This is a genomic window from Chitinophaga polysaccharea (assembly GCF_902150045.1).
GTDB lineage: Bacteria > Bacteroidota > Bacteroidia > Chitinophagales > Chitinophagaceae > Chitinophaga > Chitinophaga polysaccharea_A.
Map to the genome: position 1 here is coordinate 84,943 of NZ_CABFVU010000004.1, position 19,287 is coordinate 104,229.

The 19,287-nt window shown below is 41.4% G+C and carries 16 protein-coding genes and 2 tRNA genes; 7 read left to right on the forward strand and 11 right to left on the reverse strand.

Annotation, left to right across the window (positions count from 1 at the left end):
• Positions 1-10: 10 nt before the first annotated feature.
• From FN124_RS25030 to FN124_RS25040, 3 genes are all read left to right on the forward strand, one after another.
• The gene (locus tag FN124_RS25030) at positions 11-1,225 is read left to right on the forward strand and encodes a TCR/Tet family MFS transporter (RefSeq protein WP_142687538.1); all 1,215 of its coding nucleotides are present in this window, start codon (positions 11-13) and stop codon (positions 1,223-1,225) included.
• A gap of 139 nt (positions 1,226-1,364) precedes the next feature.
• Positions 1,365-1,895 carry a hypothetical protein gene (locus FN124_RS25035; protein ID WP_142687539.1) on the forward strand — a complete coding sequence of 177 codons (531 nt, stop codon included), beginning with the start codon at positions 1,365-1,367 and terminating at the stop codon, positions 1,893-1,895.
• A gap of 1,235 nt (positions 1,896-3,130) precedes the next feature.
• Complete coding sequence (locus FN124_RS25040) at positions 3,131-3,892, forward strand: UbiA family prenyltransferase (RefSeq protein ID WP_142687540.1); 762 nt, start codon at positions 3,131-3,133, stop codon at positions 3,890-3,892.
• Positions 3,893-3,935: 43 nt separating this feature from the next.
• On the opposite strand, the gene FN124_RS25045 is transcribed toward FN124_RS25040, so the two are convergent.
• The 7 genes from FN124_RS25045 to FN124_RS30980 all read right to left on the reverse strand — a co-directional run bounded on the left by FN124_RS25045 (position 3,936) and on the right by FN124_RS30980 (position 11,027).
• Positions 3,936-5,285, reverse strand: coding sequence for an HlyD family secretion protein (locus tag FN124_RS25045; RefSeq protein ID WP_142687541.1), 1,350 nt, complete (start codon positions 5,283-5,285; stop codon positions 3,936-3,938).
• Between the two features lie 24 nt (positions 5,286-5,309).
• Complete coding sequence (locus tag FN124_RS25050) at positions 5,310-7,517, reverse strand: peptidase domain-containing ABC transporter (RefSeq protein ID WP_142687542.1); 2,208 nt, start codon at positions 7,515-7,517, stop codon at positions 5,310-5,312.
• Between the two features lie 43 nt (positions 7,518-7,560).
• Positions 7,561-8,580: a grasp-with-spasm system SPASM domain peptide maturase gene (gene gwsS, locus FN124_RS25055; protein WP_142687543.1), complete on the reverse strand. Its 1,020-nt coding sequence runs from the start codon at positions 8,578-8,580 to the stop codon at positions 7,561-7,563.
• A 16-nt stretch (positions 8,581-8,596) separates the two neighbouring features.
• Positions 8,597-8,818 carry a hypothetical protein gene (locus FN124_RS25060; protein WP_142687544.1) on the reverse strand — a complete coding sequence of 74 codons (222 nt, stop codon included), beginning with the start codon at positions 8,816-8,818 and terminating at the stop codon, positions 8,597-8,599.
• Entirely contained in the window at positions 8,808-9,815 is a 1,008-nt protein-coding gene (gene gwsG / locus FN124_RS25065; RefSeq protein WP_142687545.1) for a grasp-with-spasm system ATP-grasp peptide maturase, read from the reverse strand. Before gwsG ends, FN124_RS25060 begins: the two co-directional genes overlap by 11 nt.
• Entirely contained in the window at positions 9,812-10,744 is a 933-nt protein-coding gene (locus tag FN124_RS25070; RefSeq protein WP_142687546.1) for a DUF6624 domain-containing protein, read from the reverse strand. Before FN124_RS25070 ends, gwsG begins: the two co-directional genes overlap by 4 nt.
• 139 nt (positions 10,745-10,883) lie before the next feature.
• The gene (locus tag FN124_RS30980; protein WP_185937367.1) at positions 10,884-11,027 is read right to left on the reverse strand and encodes a hypothetical protein; all 144 of its coding nucleotides are present in this window, start codon (positions 11,025-11,027) and stop codon (positions 10,884-10,886) included.
• Between the two features lie 601 nt (positions 11,028-11,628).
• Between FN124_RS30980 and FN124_RS25075 the strand changes: the two genes are divergently transcribed.
• Entirely contained in the window at positions 11,629-13,134 is a 1,506-nt protein-coding gene (locus FN124_RS25075; RefSeq protein WP_260607600.1) for a recombinase family protein, read from the forward strand.
• Here FN124_RS25075 and FN124_RS25080 read toward each other — a convergent pair.
• From FN124_RS25080 to FN124_RS25090, 3 genes are all read right to left on the reverse strand, one after another.
• Positions 13,116-13,201 (reverse strand) — tRNA-Leu (locus tag FN124_RS25080). The genes FN124_RS25075 and FN124_RS25080 overlap by 19 nt on opposite strands.
• Positions 13,202-13,218: 17 nt before the next feature.
• Positions 13,219-13,291 (reverse strand) — tRNA-Gly (locus FN124_RS25085).
• A gap of 116 nt (positions 13,292-13,407) precedes the next feature.
• On the reverse strand, positions 13,408-14,241 hold the full coding sequence (locus FN124_RS25090) for an RHS repeat domain-containing protein (RefSeq protein WP_142687548.1): 834 nt from the start codon (positions 14,239-14,241) through the stop codon (positions 13,408-13,410).
• A gap of 260 nt (positions 14,242-14,501) precedes the next feature.
• On the opposite strand from FN124_RS25090, the gene FN124_RS25095 reads away from it, so the two are divergent.
• Positions 14,502-15,281: an enoyl-CoA hydratase-related protein gene (locus FN124_RS25095; protein WP_142687549.1), complete on the forward strand. Its 780-nt coding sequence runs from the start codon at positions 14,502-14,504 to the stop codon at positions 15,279-15,281.
• Positions 15,282-15,425: 144 nt separating this feature from the next.
• Positions 15,426-15,950, forward strand: coding sequence for an Ivy family c-type lysozyme inhibitor (locus FN124_RS25100; protein WP_142687550.1), 525 nt, complete (start codon positions 15,426-15,428; stop codon positions 15,948-15,950).
• A 41-nt stretch (positions 15,951-15,991) separates the two neighbouring features.
• Here the strand turns inward: FN124_RS25100 and FN124_RS25105 are convergent, their stop codons facing one another.
• Positions 15,992-18,265 carry a Tex family protein gene (locus FN124_RS25105; RefSeq protein ID WP_142687551.1) on the reverse strand — a complete coding sequence of 758 codons (2,274 nt, stop codon included), beginning with the start codon at positions 18,263-18,265 and terminating at the stop codon, positions 15,992-15,994.
• Positions 18,266-18,507: 242 nt separating this feature from the next.
• Here FN124_RS25105 and mazG point away from each other — a divergent pair, with 242 nt between their 5' ends.
• The gene (gene mazG, locus FN124_RS25110) at positions 18,508-19,278 is read left to right on the forward strand and encodes a nucleoside triphosphate pyrophosphohydrolase (protein ID WP_142687552.1); all 771 of its coding nucleotides are present in this window, start codon (positions 18,508-18,510) and stop codon (positions 19,276-19,278) included.
• Positions 19,279-19,287 lie beyond the last annotated feature (9 nt).

The following is a 19,287-nucleotide window of genomic DNA, read 5'->3' on the forward strand; positions in this document are numbered from 1 at the left end:
GGATATCCTTATGCTTAAAAAAAATGAACACGCCCTGGTCTTTATCTATATTACAGTCCTGATAGACATCATAGGAAATGGAATCATTGCACCTGTATTGCCAGCCTTGATTACAAAACTGTCAAATGCGGACAATATAAGTATCACCGCCCGGTATATTGGATGGTTTATGTCCGTATATGCTTTAATGCAGTTTCTGTTCGCTCCTGTTTTGGGCGGTCTAAGTGATAGATTTGGACGCAGACCCGTACTTTTATGCTCATTATTGGGGCTCGGAATAGATTATCTTATTCTTGCATTGGCTCCGGATATTGGATGGTTGTTTTTAGGCAGAATCATCAACGGAATTATGGGGTCCAGTATTACAACGGCAGCGGCATATATTTCAGATGTCAGCCTTCCTGAAAGAAGAGGGCAGTATTTTGGCATTATGAGTGCGGTGGCTGGAGTAGGAATGATTTTGGGGCCAGTCATAGGAGGGGCACTTGGGCAATACGGAGAAAGAATTCCTTTTTATGCCGCTTCCGCGTTAAGCGTATTTAATCTTATATATGGTTTTTGGGTAGTCCCTGAATCGTTGTCAGAAAATAACCGCCGTCCATTTTCCTGGAAAACGGCCAATCCCATTGGAGTAATGAAAAGCCTGAATAAAGAAATATTGGCGCCATCATTTATTGTTGCTTTTATTCTTATTGCTTTGGCGGGACACTCCATACAAAGTTCCTGGAGCGTGTATGTAATGGATAGGTTTGGCTGGAAAGAAGATATGATAGGCTATTCAATGGGGTTTCTGGGACTATTGATGGTCATTTTTCAGGGAGGACTGACAGGTGTTTTCATTAATAAATTAGGACAGAAGAGATCGGTGATCATTTTCCTGGCATTCTTTTGTATAAGTATGCTCCTGTTTGGGATAGTCAATAAGGGCTGGATGGTGTTTGTCGTTATAGTGATCTATGCCCTGGGAGGATTGGCATCTCCGATACTCCAAGCCATAATTTCCTCAAAAGTCCCCAATAATAAACAGGGATTGTTACAGGGTGGACTCATCAGTGTCTTCAGTTTAACCTCTATTTTTGGACCATTGCTGATGACCTGGATATTTGCCTATTTTACCTCTCCCCAGTCGCCGATTTCTTATAGTGGAGCCCCCTTTATTTTAGGAGCTGTTTTAGCGATAATTGGAAGCTTTTATATATATATTTCTGTGAGAAGAGACAATTGAATAAAAATAAATAGGTAACTGCCGACTTTGTAAATTATGCAAAGAAGACGATTATCGCCCCGGTAAACCGGCAGACAACTACCAGTGAAAACGGGAAGGAGCTTTACCGGTATTTTAAGAACCCCAAAATGACTTTTCTATGAAAAATTATTATAGCGAAAAGCCAATTGTCCTATACAAGCGCACGAAAGTAAACATGCAGGAAGTAATCCAGGAGATACAGAAAACCAACTTCCCATTGGCAGTCAAACATGCCGCCTACATGGTATTCAGGAAGGAAAGTGCGAACGGACAATCTGGCGTCAACTTCAATTTTTCCGGCCTGCAGGCGGACGCGGGGAAGTGGCCGCAAGAGTACGACAGGCTGATTTCCGGAGTTGTTCAGAAAGTGGAAAATGGCACCGGTAAACTCCGGTTGTTTCTCGCGTTCAACAACCTGGCTGATAGCCTTTACATGCTGATGGACCGCCTACAGGCCCGCGGACTCTTTGTGGGTGGTCGTATCGACATGCCAAAGCTGAAAATCCATATGGACGTGCCAGACATCGAGCAGTTCGCCCGCGCTTACAAAAAGAGCTGGGCCGCCGGCAGCAACGCCGCTGAGCCGACCGCAGCCGACACTGCCGGCTTTAGAAGCATGTATAAGCAAGCCTTAGCCATATTTTCGTAGCGTAAATTGTAGTATGGCATGTGTTGATGCTCACTTACAAACCCATGCTGCCGCAGATAGTCTATTTGCTGCATTGCGATCGAATCGATACTTTGTTCACCATGTTTCATTTTACCTTCTCAGTTTAGACTTATTCTTTTTCGATATGATCTGTTTGGAGGATTCTTTCTTTCCCTCATTGAGTATCGCTCGTATTACTTCATTATTGGGAAACCCTTACCAGGTTGGGATACGCCAATAATTCCCCCTTTGAAATGGGAGAATGTTATCAGTTGGTATAATGGCCCTGCCATTCACAAAACAAAGAATTGCTTTTATCCTTCATTTGGTGACAACCATAAGTACTCCTACAGCAATGACCTTGATATACTTAAACCCCTTATAATAGTGCCTGATTATCAGGCCAGTATTTCCTCTATTCTCACCGCACAGATAGCACAGCTACCAACAGAGCAATATCCTACCCTTAACATGGCCAGAAGCACGTTTGTGCTACAGCCCTTAAGCCTTATAGATGCGTGTAAGCTATGGGCAAAACAACATCGGCATATGATAAATAAGGTTGTCTATTATCTTTATGACCACACAGCAATAGGACGCAATGCGCTACAGAGAGGAATGCCCGTAAAATGTCTTAAATTGGAATAAATAATATGTTAAACCCAGTTATTAAGCCCTTATTGTTAACTTAAATCTTCTTCCCATGTTCTGTAAAAACAGATTTTTCATTTATCTAGCGACGCTGACGTTTGCCTGCCTCTTGTTTTCCTGTGGTAAAAAAGATCAACTTCAACCTATAAAGGATGATCAAAAGGCGGGTACAGTTAACGGCGGTACGGTTCTAGAGCCGGTTACATTTGATTATGATGGTACTGGCGATATTCTGGTACGGACCCAGATTTAGAAGTTACGGGAATTTCGGGTGCGGCACCTCGTGTTACCTGGACTGTAAATGTTGTTTTTTCTTCGGACCCATACCAGATACCGTTATGCGATTTCTGATTGGTATATTATTCCAAAACTCCCAACAGTATTTTATTATGTTGGTGGATGAGAATGTCGAAGAGTCGCAACGGTAACCTGGAGAGATATTACAGCGTATCCGATACCTGGGTATCCCCCTACACAAGTTAAGAATAATCTGGAAATTCATCAACAACGATATAAAGGACACAATTGCTCCATCGTTGATAGCATTTTTTACTTCCTGGTTTTTTTGCGATAATAGGCTTGGAATGCTGCCATTCCACCTGGTGAATTCATTCATTTATGCTATCTTATATATCCTGACATTTTGTATGCTCAATCAGGTCAACTCTGTTGAGGAGGACAGCGTAAATAAGCCATATCGCCCGCTTCCTTCGGGTCTGCTTACCCGGAGGCAGACCTGGATAAGAATAATTGTCTACAGCACGCTATTCCTTGGTTTTGCTGCTGCACTTAATATCTTTTGGATTTCAGTTGCGTGGCAGGCAGTTACATATTTTCTCAATATTTTCGGAGGTAGCAATCACTGGATCACGAAGAACCTGGTTGGAATGACGATTGGTACATTTTTACTTTTAGCGGCCCAGTGGGAGATCGCCTCTCCCGGAGAGGGAGTAGAAATGAACGTCATTTTATACTGGAGCTTAATAAGCCTTTGGGCTGGTTTTGCTCTCCCTATTCAGGATTTCCGCGATATTGATGGGGATCGTCAAATGGGCAGAAAAACACTTCCTTTGGCAATCGGCGATAATACAGGCCGAAACATGATGGTAGTTGAATACCTATTTTTACTGCCCTTTCTCTTCATGGCGGCTATGCTTTCTCAGAAATCCTTCTGGATATTGGTGACAGACCCTCTCGACCTTTCTATTTTAATCATTCAAATTCTAGTACATTGGGTGATAGCTTTTCGACTTTGGTTCTTCCGTTCTCCTAAGCAGGATGATAAAACCTATCACCTGTATGTGTACTTATTTTGCGCTGGGGTGCCGGCTATATGTTATATGTAAATTCTAATTTGTGTAGGACTTGAATTTTACCGCCGAATATATACTATACATACTTTCTCCATGATCCGAATATATTTTCAAAAAGCCTTTCAAAAATACTCTTATCATCCAGAAGGATCTCCCCCATACCTTCCAATTGGTGATACTCCGATATCTTCTTATTGAGATTTGTCGTTAACCCCCTCTTCAGACTGATTTCAAGTGCAAAAGAGCTATCCATTGAAACCGTAGATATCGAATTTACGCTTCCAATTAATACTCCATACTCTTTATATGGATATGCGTACAATTTTATTAATACCTTTTGCCCATTTTTTACTTTGCCAGCCCCGATCATTCCAACACTACCTTTTACAATATATTTTGACATTTGTGGAATAACCGTAAGAACATTCTCACCCGTTTGTACAAATTGGTTTTCTTTCCAATAATTGAAAAGTACAACCCGACCGGCGATAGGGCTCTTAAATATATAATTTTGTTGCCAAACTGCGTATAATCCTCTGAATTTCTTCGCTGCGTCTCTGATTTTTTGCTGCAGTTCATTATCCTTCCCCTGCAATTCCAACATAGTTTCTGAGATATTCTTTTTATACTCCCTTTCTAATAGCATATTTTCCAGAATATTGATATCATTTCCTTCCGTATTAATTTTTTCATCAATAAATTTCCTTCTCGTTTCATCATAGTCAAGTCGGGAGATCACTTTTTCTAAAGCCAAACCTGAGTCAATCTCAAAATGTTCATGGCGCAAATCCAACTGCTCCTTAAGCATATGACTTTTCTTCTCTAATTCCCTAATAAGACGTGTTTGCAGCTTCGATTGTGAAACCAGATACTCAACTTTAGCCTTATAAGTATTTTGAGATAAGAAAAATTTATATTGCTGTATGGATTGTAGTAGCTCCGTATATTGGGTCTGTAGCTCTCCAAGCTGGAGCCCTGAAGGAATAAGAAGTTTATCTTTTATTTCAAAGGGTGTTATAGAGGTATCAATGAGTGTTGCGTATTTAGCAACTAATTCAACGTCACCGTACTTGCTGGAATTCGATAAAACACATAAGATGTCTCCCTCCTTAACCAGCTCATTGTTTCCAACCAATAATTTTTGTATAGGAGCGCTTGCCCTTGACACCATCCTTATAGGAGGTGCACTTGATGAAACAATAACTTTTGCATCTAGCGTCTCCGGAAAATGTATGAAATAGGTCGAAGTCAGTACTACAAGAAGCAAAATACTAGTTACGGTGATACCCCAACGGCTTGCCCATGAAGGCATTTTTCCCATTATGTCCCCAACTTCCTCACTATTCCCATCACCCATTACAGGTGCCACATAGGCCATATCACTCATTTCGGGAACATGTTTATTATCGACAGATTGCCCATTCATAATAAGTTATTAGTAAATATTAAATCAAGTTCCAAGTTCTAATTGATTTTTGACTAGTTCATAATAATATCCTTTTTTATGAGTTAATTGTTCATGGGTTCCCACTTCAACAATTTCCCCTTTCTCCAAGACAACAATCTGATGAGCATTTTTTACAGTACTCAGCCGATGTGCAATTACAAAAACTGTTCTCCCTTCAAAGTAACTATCCAGATTCTTCATTATAGTTCTTTCGTTATTGGCATCCAAAGCACTAGTAGCCTCATCAAAAAAAAGATATTTTGGGTCCTTATATACTGCTCTTGCAATCTGTATCCTTTGGCTTTGACCTGAACTGATACCATTGCCACTATTGCCAATCTTTGTTTGATATCCTAATGGCAGTTCCTCGATATATTCTTGAATGTTTGCAACGGAAACTGCATGATGTACTTTTTGCCTATCAGTATGCTCATCACTTATTGATATATTATTTATAATGGAATCAGAAAATATGAATCCCTCCTGCATTACGGTTCCACAGCGGCTACGCCAGGAAGATGGCGAAATATTCTTCAGGTCTGATCTTCCCACCAATATGGCTCCATCGCTTGGCTCATAGAATTTCAGTAATAATTTTAAAAGTGTAGATTTCCCACTACCACTGGTTCCTACAATCGCGGTGATTTTACCTGCGGGAATGGTAAGCCTTATGTCTCTCAGAATGTAATTTGGAGAGGTTTCATCATATTTGAAAGAAACATTTGCAAATGAAATATCCTGTACCTCGCCAGTATCTAATTCCAGTCCAATCCCATATTCTCCCTTTGTCTCCTCATTTCTACCGTGAATCTCGCTTAATCTATCCAAGCTTAGTTTAGCATCCTGGGCATCGTGAATAAATTCAAGTAATTGTTCGAGTGGTCCGTTCATTTGTCCTATAATATAGCTGATCGATAACATCATACCTAAACTCATATTGCCATCAATCACTTCCTTTGCACTCATAAACGAGATAAGTATATTTTTTAGCTGGTTAAAAAAGGATGAGCCCATTTGTTGATATTGTCCAAGTGTCAAGCTTTTTATATTGATTTTAAAGAGTTGTGCTTGTATTTTCTCCCATTGCCATCTTTTAATAGTTTCACAATTATTCAGTTTTATCTCCTTGACTCCTGTAATTAATTCAAAAATAGCATTTTCATGTTCAGACATTCGCTGAAACCTTTTGTAGTCTAAATCCTTTCGCTTGCTGGAAAAAAACAGGATCCAAAGTAAAGATGCCAAACTAAATGTTAAAAAAACTGAGGCTATCTTCAGGTCATATAAGGACAGTACAGCCATGAAAACAATGAAATTCACAAAAGAGAAGGCCACATTCAAGGTGGGGCCTGTAAGAAAATCCTGTATGCGCTGATGGTCCGCGATTCGTTGGTGTAAATCGCCGATAAGCTTTGTATCAAAAAAGCGGACCGGTAGTTTCATCAACTTAGTTAAGAAATCACCCAGTATACTTACATTTATACGGCTATTTATCTGCAATAACAACCTGTTTCGTATAATTTCAATGGTTGTATTGCCACCAAAGAGTACCAATTGAGACAGCAGGATTAGGTTTACAAAGCCAATGTCTTGATGATTTATTCCATAGTCGACAAGCCCCTGCGTTAGGAAAGGGAGAATTAATGACAATATACTTGCCATCAGCAAGCTTATTACGACCTGAATTAAGTATTTTTTATAAGGGCGTAGATAATTCAATAGAAACAAAAATCCATTTTTCTGCTCCTGTTTAGAGTTGTCATTCTCCTGATAGAAGGCATCAGTTGGCTCCAGGAATAAGGCTATGCCTTCTTCGCCACCTTTACTGACCCAAAAACGGATGAAAGTTGCCTGGTCCACTTCGACAAGTCCATGAGCTGGATCAGCGATTAAGATGCTATTGTTTGACCTACCTCTTTTGGCTCGCTGTGGTGGGAGCACGACAAAATGGTTTTGTTTCCAGTGAAGAATACAGGGAGTAGGTGCCTCATTTATTAATTGTTCAAAAGTTGTCTTGGTGCCGAAAGTACGAAATCCAATTTTTTCGGCAGCGTCGCTAATGCCTAAGAGGCTGACTCCCTCTCTGGAGATAAATGAAATACTGCGTAAAAATGCTAAATCATAATTTCTTCCATAATATTTAGCTATCATTCTCAAACAGGTCGGACCGCAGTCCATGAAATCTAATTGTCTATATGTTGGGAATGCCATCGATTACAAGCTTTTAATTAGCGTTTCGGCATTGTGTATTCTATTAATCAGCCCAGGTGGCCGTATAAGGATCATAGCTACATTTTGCAGGCTTACTGTAAATGTCGGTATCATCTGTTTTGAATACCCTGCAGTCTGTACAGATATACCTGAACTCACAATCCTGGCAAACAGAAACCTTATCCTTATTAAGATTCCATAGTTCTTTGAATTTTTTGGATTCTGCTACGCTCTTTAAAGTTGTATTTCTGATGTTGCCATAGTTTTCATTCATGCTAGGACAATTTTTAATATTGCCGGATGAATCAATAGAAATTTTTCTATTCAGACAAGTATTATGATTTTGAGCTTCTGTGAAGGTTGCAATATTAGGAGAAAAATAAGAAGGGTTGATGCAACCACAATCAGCAGCAGAAGAAATTTTCTTTGTAGTCAGGTGAATACATAGTGTAGTCCCTTGGGGAGAAAAGATGGTATTTTCGTTTGCAGAGTGTAAGGTCAGGAAAAATAACCTCGGGTTGTCTGCGAATAGCGGTTCATAATCATCGGAAGTATAACCTGAATTAAATTTGAGTAATACATCAATGTGTCTCAAACGACTCCGCGAAAATGCTTTTAGAATTTCGGCTACATTCTCTAGTTTAATATCTTTATAACACCTTATTTGCAACGCATTGCAACCTAGCTCGTCCAATTGTTTTGAAATGCCGTGAAAATCCAGGTTGAGCTGTTCTTCGGGCAGATCAATGATACTATTAGTGATCAGAGATGGTGATTGCCATGAAAGATCTAACTTGGGGAATCTGGTAATATCTTTTTCCTGGCATATAAAGGCATACTCACTTTCCAGTAAGAAAGCAAAGTATTGCTCTATGGTTTCATCATGCTCATTTCCATAATATTCTTTTATGTAAGCAAGTGATTTGTTCTCATGGATAATCAGGATTTCGTACAGCGTATTTGGTATGAAATCATATTTCATGCGTTGTATATCACAAATAATACTTCTGATATGCCCCTTTACGGGAATACAACAAGCAAAAAGTTTTACAATGTCTTCCATGATTTAGATTTAATATTCAATGAAGCTTTGAAATCTGCTTATAGAACTGAGACGCCAATATTACTTCAGATCGGGCAAAATCTGTATCTAGTTCTCGCCATTCAACAAGGTCATCGTCGTCAATGCTATTTGCATCAAAAGCATCAAAGTAGTGATAGTTAAACGGCATCTTCATCTCTGGCAGAAATTCAGTTAAAGGAATTTCATGTTTAAATCCTGATTTTATTTCATTTATCATTTTTAATCAAGTATTTTGCTACTTCTTTTTCCAGATAATAATTACATGGACCCGATACCATACCAAATTGTCCCAGAGGATTTACTTCCAGGAAGTAATATGCTCCGTCTTTTTTTCTTACAATATCTATTGAACCACACTTAAGGTCTAGTTTTTTCATCAGCAGGCGTAGTTTCTGTTCAATTTCCTCCGGGAGTTTATAAGGAACGTATCTGTTCGGATTTCGTAGATTATATTTCCTGAAATCGATGGCTGTCTGAGGATCATTTTGTGAAAAGATTGCCATTGAATAAACTTTTCCATTGAGATAGAAAATCCTCAATTCGTACATTTTATCCAGCAGTTCCTGGAAAAGGGATGGGTAAAAATATTCAGTCTTTAGTTCTCCTATTTCCAGCCAGGTGATCTCCTTCGTGTACATCCCATAATCTATACCATTTACTGTAAGAAAGATGCCGTCTGTGATACACTTGGTAACGATTCTGCTATGCAACTTCAAGAACCCCTTTAATTCTTTGATGTTATTAGTAATTAAGGTAGCCGGAACATTTAATCCTAGTTCATTTGCTATTTTTAGTATTATTGGCTTCTGTAGACTTCGGATTATTAATGGGTTATCGAGCCATTTTGCGTTAAGGAATTGACTATATAACCCATAGCTAGCACCATTGGCTTCCCCGCTCAGATGAAATTGCACCTTTGCAGCTAAATCACCATCTCCAATTAGTTTCAAATATTCTGCACCATACGGTATGATCCATTTTCGATACCAAACGACGTTTATTTTATTATCACTTGTTAAACTGTCATAATCGATCCCCTCTCCTGAAATATTAAACTTCGAGAATTCGTTACTTATATTTATTCCATAAGGATTGTCTTTCTCGGAAATATCATCTCCATTTACCCGGATATAATTTCCCCCTAATCGCATTATCCAGTCTATGACGATCTCTGTAGTCGTTTCTGATTTTCCCCTGCTTAGAATCAAAATCATCGGTAAGATTTAGGATAAATAGTTATTTGGTTTTCTTTTAAGTATTCCCTGAGTGGTGTTAATCCTACTTTGGCCCTTCTGATATCAATATGCTCGATGTCGATAACAGGAAGTAATTCATTAACATTACTTTTTTCATTTAATGTATACTGCGTTCCATAAATTTGTTGTTTTCCGCTATCAAGAGCAATTCTATCTTCAACCAAAGCCAAATATTTTCCTTCCAATGTCCCTTCTCCAATAGCCTTCTTCATTATCCCGATATACTTTTTTTGAATAGCGGGCTCTGCATGATCAATTATAAGCCATAATGCGTTGGTACCTTTTTCAGATACCACTTCTTTTCCTAACCATCCATAATTATCAAGTACACCTTCAACTATAGTCAAATTGATACTATCAACTTTGTCTAAGAGCATGCCAACAGAGTCTGCTTCCGGCGAGTTAAAGCCCTTAGAATTTGATATGTTGGAATAGTTTTCTCTAGCCTTTTGATCATCGTCAAAAACCTTTACCAGCATTTTTTCCAGTTTCAGGTTTTTTTTTCTTTGAGCCGATAACTTATTTTCTGATACTAAGTTGAGTATCCTCTTCCACCTGGAATCTTTGTGCATCTTCGAAAAGGAATCATCTTGTGAAAGTTGTTTTAAATCATAATATTTCAGTTTTGTGGCTAATATCTCTAGGATGGAAAAGGCAGAATCCTTATTACCGGATAAGGCGGAAGCCTTGCAGAGGTTATAATAGTCGATTTCACTTATTTTCCAAAGTTGAGAATTAATGATTGTAGTGTATACTGCAGATGCCTGTTGGTACTCTTTTTGGCTTAATAGCGAGTCTGCTTTTTTTAGAAGATAATATCCTTCAGGGGTTTGACCAAGACATAGTGATGATATCCATGTACATATAATCAATGGAAGTAGCTTCATTTAAAGAGTTTTACTCATATCCCTCAATGAAATAAGTGCCTAAAGTCTTATTTTCATCTATAATATAGTTCAGTAGAATGAATTGGGAGCTGTTTAGGAATTATTACTTACCTAAACAGCTCCCAAGGACTTAACCAAATCAATCAGCTTCTCTGCTGCTATCTTCTTTTCTGGTTTTTCTGCTCGCAGTCCTTGTAAAAGTGTCTGTGCCGCCTTTGATAGCAATCAATTGTTCTTTTGCCAGGGGCTTAAAGATTTTTGAATTCAGATTTTCGAATTTCATACAATTTTGATTTAAGTTATTAAAGAAAAAACATTGCAGAGTCGGGTTAATTTGACAATCTTGCCAGAACTTTGGGTTCTTATAAATTATGGCTCCATTCTACCTCAAAAAAAGATAGGGAGAAATATCGTTCGACCAAATGCCAGAAATTTTCGACGAATGGCCGTTTATTGTATGACAAGATGTTTTTTGGGATGATTATCAATATGCTGATTTATATAGTTAGGATACTTTACTTAATGTTGTTATTGAGAAATTAATTCTTCACATTAAGAAGTATAAATGCCGTTCATCCGTCCAGTCAATATTCCATTGATAATATTGTATTATAGTAGTTTTGGTAATTCTGATTTCTCTATAACTTCTGATATTAACAATCGTTTGTAAATACAGTAGCGCCCGCTATGAGACTTCTCGTATATTCACTGAAACAAAACTTAAATACACTAAGAGTAACATGTAGCAAATAAAGTCGTATTTCTATTAAATGAAGCAAAAACCTGTCTGGTAATTGTTTTCCGGTATATTTCTTTTATTTCATTTTTTTTAGTAGTTCAAATAAACATGTCTTGATTCACCTTAATTATGATCTATTGGTTATATCCGTATAAGCATTAAGGACCAATCACTATACAGCCTCGAATATCAGGATAGAGGTATAAGGGACTATTGTACCCGCAATAACCTGAATCTTATCAGCGTATTTAAGGATGAAGGTGAACATAGTGATACCTTTGATCGTCCAAACTGGCTTGCCCTGGAACAGTTTATAAAAAAGTACAAAGGCAAGGTGAAGTACCTTATCATAATCGACTATGATAGGTTCAGCCGTGATCTTGCAGAGGCGCTGTTAAAGATAAAGGAGCTGGAAAACCGCTTAGGCGTTAAAATTCTATCCACACACGAGCATATAGATACAGATACGCAGGACCCGCAGACGTTCATGAACCGCGCATTTAAATTGATGGTCGCAAACCATGAGTTAATAAATATACGGAGACGTACAAAAAATGGTATCCGTACAGCACTGGAAGCAGGGCGTATGGTAAACTTGGCGCCATTCGGCTATAAGAACGCCAGGGATGAACAGGGGAAGGCTATAATAGTTATCGACCCGGTTAAGAGCAAAATTGTGGAGAAAATTTTTACGGACTTTTTGTACGGTGTTTCTATAGCCAGCATCCTGAAGTCGGTTACCCGCCAGGGATTCAATCTGAAAAGCCAAAGTGCTGTTAGCCGTATTTTGTTGAATCCTGTTTATGCAGGTCTTTTGAAGGTCCCGGCAGGCAATAACGAGCCGGAAAAAATGGTCCGTGCTATCCATACGCCTATCATTAGTGAGGCAGTTTACTGGCAGGTAAATGAACAGATAATAGGCAGAACCCGGGGGAGAGCGGTACCGCGCCCTGAAGTGCCTCTTCGTGGGATACTGCGTTGTACCTGCGGTGCCGCCTTGACTGCCGGCTTTAGTAAAGGCCGTAACAAATACTATTTATATTATCGGTGCGTACATGAGCCGTGGAAGAACTATAGGGGAGAGAAGCTACACGAAATGGTAGACGAGCTTCTTCATAATTTGTCTTTTTCTGCCAGGCAGTTGCAGATTATTATTTCTAAGGTAAAGGATAAGTTTGATGAACAGCTAAAGAATAGAGCAGCCGTTATTAAGAATAAGGATAAGGCGCTGACAGAAGTGAATAAAAAGATTAATGATCTGGAAGAAAAATTAATCAACGGTGTTATTGAGAACTCCACGTATAAAAAGTGGTTCAGCAAACTTTCCGGTGAACGGTCTTTGCTTCAAAGTGATATTACAAAGTTGAAGGGAGATATAAATCAGCGCTGGTCTAAGCTGGAAAAGGCTTTGCCGCATTTATGCGATATGAAAAACCTGTATCACAAGCTAGGCATAAACGCAAAACAGAAACTTTTAAAGATGTGGTTCAAACCTACTCTCATATATGACGGGGAGGTACTTAGAACCAACTTAATACACCCTAGTCTAATGGCTAACTACTTGAGCATAAAAGAAAAAAGGCTGCTCTTTGTTGAGCAGCCTTCTCTGAGTTTTGCCAAAAACTCCATAAGTACCCCAGATGGGAGTTGAACCCACACTCGCATTGCTGCGAACGGGATTTTAAGTCCCGCGTGTCTACCAATTCCACCACCAGGGTCTGTAGGGAATAATCAGAGCGAAAGACCGGGCTCGAACCGGCCACCCCGACCTTGGCAAGGTCGTGCTCTACCAAATGAGCTACTTTCGCATTATTTTAAGAACTTTTTTTGTTGGGATTGCAAAGATAGCAATCTTTTTGAAGCTGCAAAATTTTTCTAGCACTGAATTAAAATATTTTACAAATTCCGTTTTTTTTAACTGTATCTAAGGGTTCAGCTCATAGGCATATTTCACCATACCCATTAACTCCTTCCCTTTACCATAGCACGTTTCACTCAAAGGTAAACCATTCGGCTGATATTCATATTGCCAGATCGTATACGACGACGTTTGTGCGTTCACGGTAGTCATTTTCACCAGCTTTCCCTGCGCATTATACTCAAAGATATAGTCTGGCAGCATACGCTTTTTCGCAGGCTGATAACGGTATACATCTGTTAGCCGCCCTGCTTTGTCATAGTTATAATATACCCTGGTGCCGCGGCGCTTATCAAGTTCTTCGATCACATTGCCGGCGCTGTCTGTTTTAAACGCCACTATAGTAGAATCCCCACCCTTGCGCTGTATCAGCTGCTGCAAATGCCCAACACTGTCGTAACGGTAGGTCCGGCTTTCATCAAAACGCAGCTTGCTGTCGCGCGCTGTAGAGGTACTGCTGATATACTGCAAACGTCCGCCTTCATCATAACGGTATAACGTAGTAGTAATACTGGCGCCGGAGCTGTCTACCGTTTTTGTCAGTTGCCCTTTGGTGGAAAACGTAGAGGTCATGGCGGAGTAACCGGTGGAGCTGGATTGTGTCTGCGCTTTCATCTGCCGGTAAGTGGGGCTCAGGGTGCGTTCACAACGGAAATCCCGGTCCGGCTGCATATCGGCGTCCAGCGTCAGCACCTGTTGGGTCTTTACCTTGTTTTCTTTCAGCAGCGCCATGGTAGCCACTGTTTGCTGTGTATTGTAAATATCCTGGAAGTAATATTGACTAAAACCACTGGTCGCAAATGCCAGTATACCCAGTGCCAGTAGAATCGTTTTCTTCATGCCGTAAAATCGCTGATTTTGAAATATTTAAAGTATCCCGCAAAGAGCCAAAGATTATTTATTAGGCTTAATAATTTCCTTTGCTCCTTTTCCCTTTGCGAGACCCAAGGTAAAACGCAAAAATCATATTAAAATTTTTTAACCGGACTTTATCCGGGTATATTTCCTCCTGCGCTTATCATCAAAAATATTCAAATCTCCCGGAATTATTCCTTTGCAGCGTTTTACAGGTATTGACGATATTTCTTTAACTTTAAAAGATGCAACCAGAATTTATTATCATACACCAGCAAGTGGCGCCTTATGTGGCCCACATCCAATTGAACCGGCCCAAAGAACTGAACGCATTGAACTTACAGCTTATGGGCGAGCTGAGAGATGCCCTGAAAATGCTTGATGCGGATGATGAGGTACGCGCAATAGTGCTCAGTGGCAACGAGAAAGCCTTTGCTGCCGGTGCCGATATCAGGCAGATGGCAGGGCAGTCGGCCATAGATATGTACAATATCGACCAGTTCAGTACCTGGGATACCGTCAAAAAAATAAAGAAACCCATTATCGCCGCTGTAAGCGGCTTCGCCCTTGGCGGTGGTTGTGAGCTCATGATGCTTTGCGATATGATCGTCGCCAGCGAAACAGCCCGCTTCGGCCAGCCGGAAATCAAGCTGGGCATTATGCCCGGGGCGGGTGGTACTCAACGCCTTACACGCGCAGTGGGGAAGGCCCTGGCCATGGAAATGGTGCTCACCGGCCGCTTTATTACCGCGGAAGAAGCTCTCCGTGCCGGCCTCATTAACCGTATCGTGCCCGTAGAGCTATTTCTTAAAGAAGCCATTAAACTGGCTACAGAAACGGCTGCCATGAGCCCGGTGGCCCTTAAAATGGCAAAAGAAGCCGTTTTAAAGGCTTTTGATACCAGCCTGGAAGAAGGATTACATTTTGAACGTAAAAATTTTTATCTTCTCTTTGCATCTGAAGATCAGAAGGAAGGCATGCAGGCGTTTATTGAAAAAAGAGCTCCTGTATTCAAAGGAAAATAGCACGGAACTTTATTGAAAACCATTAAACTCTATTATTATCTGATTTGTTGACCTTCCACTGATAAAACTATGTTGTTAACTGCCGGGAGAGTGGAGCCCGATAGTTGTTGTTCGCCCCGGTTGTATAAAATTAAAAATTTAACCATGACTGCGAGAAGGATTCCTGTTGCATCACTTTTATCATTCACTTTCTATGCGTTCGCCTGTAACAGCCCCGCCCAGAAAGCAAGGGCCATCGTGCTGGCGAACCAGGCCAACCTGCCGCCAACTGATACCATGATCGCCGGTGGCGATACTATCCAGACAGATATGGTAGCTTCCTGGAACAGTTTCCTGCAATTCAACGGCAAATACGCCCTGGAAAGCGGCCTTTTTGAAACCGAGCCACTGAAAAGCAGGCTCACTACACTGGTAGGCAAAGCGCGTAAATCTTTTTTTGAACGACTAAAAGTAACGCCACCTATAGAAGTGGAAAATAAAATACTCTTTAATGAAGGTTATATGCCGGGCAAATCAGGCTACGATGAAGCCGTTATTGCCATCGATATGGACCGGGATATTATTTACATCGGCTTCACAGTGAACAGGGAGCTGATGCTCTTCAGCGAAAAAGGAGATACCGACTACCCGGAAAAATTCCTGCAGTGGATGCAGAAATATGAGCGCTGAAAATGGCAAGGAAGACCACCGGTCTTCCTTGCTGCTTTATCTTAATTATCAAATTTATTCTTCAATGCTGCCAGCTTAGCCTGGAAATCATTCAGCGGCGCTTCTTTTGCCGCCGGCCTGTTCGGCCTTTTCTGCTGTTGCTGATCGCCGCGGGAATCTCTTCCTCCCTGCTGACGTGTACCACCGCCTTTCTCATTATCTTTCATCGACAAGGAGATACGCTTACGCGCTACATCAATTTCCAGCACAGTTACCTGTACTTTCTGATTCAGTTTTACCGCCTCATTCGGATTGCTGATAAATTTATTGGAAAGATGGGAGATATGCACCAACCCATCCTGTTTCACACCAATATCGACAAATGCACCAAATGCAGTAATGTTGGTCACTACACCCGGTAATACCATACCCGGCTTCACATCCTCTATTTTATGAATGCCTTCGGCATATTCAAAAATAGAGATCTCGTCGCGCGGATCGCGGCTAGGCTTGGCCAACTCCTTCAATATATCTTCCAAAGTAACCAAACCTACTTCCGGGCTCACATAATCTTTTGGATTGATCTTCTTCCGTAATTCTTCTTTCGCCATCAGATCCTGCACAGTGCTGTGCTGCTTGTCGGCCATTTCTTTAATCAGATCGTAGCGCTCAGGATGTACCGCGGAATTATCCAGCGGGTTATCGCCATTTTCAATACGCAAAAAGCCCGCGCACTGCTCAAATGCCTTTTCACCCAAACGGTGTACTTTCTTCAGCTGCATACGGTTGCTGAATGCGCCGTTCTCCTTACGGTACTTCACAATGTTCTCCGCAAGGGATGGCCCCAAACCGGAAATATAGGCCAGCAGGTGCTTGGAAGCGGTGTTCAGGTTCACGCCTACGTTGTTCACACAGCTCACCACCACGCGATCCAGGCTCTGCTTCAGCGATGACTGATTCACATCATGCTGGTACTGACCCACGCCAATCGCTTTCGGATCTATCTTCACCAGCTCCGCCAGCGGATCTATCAGCCTGCGGCCAATGGAAACAGCCCCACGCACGGTTACATCATGATCGGGAAACTCTTCACGCGCTACTTCCGATGCGGAATATACCGAGGCGCCGCTTTCATTTACCATGAATACATTGATCTTTTTACCAAAATCAATTTTCTTCACAAACTCCTCTGTTTCCCGGCCCGCGGTGCCATTACCAACCGCGATGGCTTCGGTATCGTACCTGGAAGCCCACTTCTTCAGCAGGGCTTCGGCATCATCTCTCTTGTAATTTTTTTCCAGGGGGAAAATAACATCGTTGTCCAGCATGTTGCCCTGATTATCCAGTGCCACCACTTTACAACCTGTTCTGTAACCGGGGTCAATGGCAATAACGCCTTTAGGGCCTAATGGCGCTGCCAGTAACAGCTGACGCAGGTTTTCCGCGAATACTTCAATCGCTTCCTGGTCTGCTTTTTCTTTGGCCGCTGCCCTGAATTCATTCTCCAGGGACGGGCGCAGCAAACGCTTGTAAGCATCCGCTGCCGCTTTGGTTACCTGCTCTGCCGCTTTGCCTTTGCCTGTTACAAATTGCTTATTGATCAGCGCATTCGCCTCTTCTTCCTCCGGTGCAATAGAGCTGAACAAAATACCCTCGTGCTCAGCGCGTAATATCGCCAGTACACGGTGGGAGGGCATCTCCCGCAGGTCTTCTGAAAACTCGAAATAATCTTTATACTTATCGCCTTCGGCTTCTTTTCCTTCTACAACTTTAGATGTGAGTTTGGCAGTATTGGAAAACAGCTTACGCAGTTTATCACGGCACTCCGCATTTTCGTTGATCCATTCCGCAATAATGTCACGCGCGCCTTTTAATGCTTCCTCAGAAGTAGCTACCTGCTCATTGATAAATGTTTCCGCCGCTGCAATATCGCCGTCCTGCTGCTCAAACAACAGGGTGGCCAGCGGTTCCAGCCCTTTCTCAATGGCCACGGTGGCACGGGTTTTACGCTTGGGTTTATAAGGCAGGTAAATATCTTCCAGCTCAGCCAGCGCCCATGTGTTTTCCAGTTTAGTTAACAACTCAGGCGTCATTTTTTCCTGCTCTGTGATCGTTTTGATAATAAAATCACGACGGTCATCCACCTCCTTATAGCGCTTTTGCAGGTCTTCAATACGGCCTATCTGCACCTCATCCAGGCTGCCGGTCACCTCTTTACGGTAACGGCTGATGAAGGGAACCGTAGATCCTTCAGATAACAGGGCCATCGTATTTTCTGCCTGTTTACCGGAAATACCCAGCTCCGATGAAATAAGCGCAATGTGTTTCGGATTCATAAATCAATACATTTTGGGATTTTTTGATGGCCGGACACCAGCTTTCGTAACCACAGATCACTGCTCCCCGGATCATGAAATCGCTACCTTTTAATAGCTCGCAAATGTAATTAAAATGGCCTTTTTACCAAGAAAAAGTATTCCCCATTTTTATACGCCTGCATCTGGTTCCGGGGGCCGGTTCCGGTCCGGATTAATGGCTGAATATCAAAATCCCCAAATGATCCCTATTTTTACAAAATATGGAAAAGACAGCCACATTCGATCGTCTCCTGCAGATCATGGACGATTTAAGGGAAAAGTGCCCCTGGGACCGCAAGCAAACCATTCAAACGCTTCGTCAGCTCACCATCGAGGAAACCTATGAGCTGGCGGATGCCATTACGGATGAGGACTGGAAGTCTATCAAAGAAGAACTGGGCGACATCCTCCTTCACATTGTGTTCTATGCCAAAATAGGCTCGGAACAACAAAAATTTGATATCAACGACGTTATCAACGGCGTATGCGATAAACTCATCCATCGCCACCCGCATATTTACGGCAATGTACAAGCGGAAACAGAAGAACAGGTAAAACAAAACTGGGAAAAGCTCAAACTGAAAGAAGGAAAGAAATCCGTGCTCAGTGGCGTTCCGCTGTCGCTGCCCGCCCTGGTAAAGGCCATGCGCCTCCAGGAAAAAGCAAAACAAACCGGTTTCGAATGGGATAATACCGAACAGGTATGGGATAAGGTAAAGGAAGAAGTAAATGAACTGGAAACAGCCGTTAAAAGTGGCAATATCAATGATATGGAAGATGAATTCGGCGATGTGATGTTCTCTTTGGTGAACTATTCCAGGTTCCTTAATATCGACGCGGAAAATGCCCTCGAACGCACCAATAAGAAATTCCAGCGCCGCTTCCAGGCAATGGAAACACTGGCGCTCGAACAGGGCCGCACCCTCAACGATATGACCTTAACGGAAATGGATACACTCTGGAATAAGGTGAAAGCCACAGAGCAATTGTAAATCTTTCTT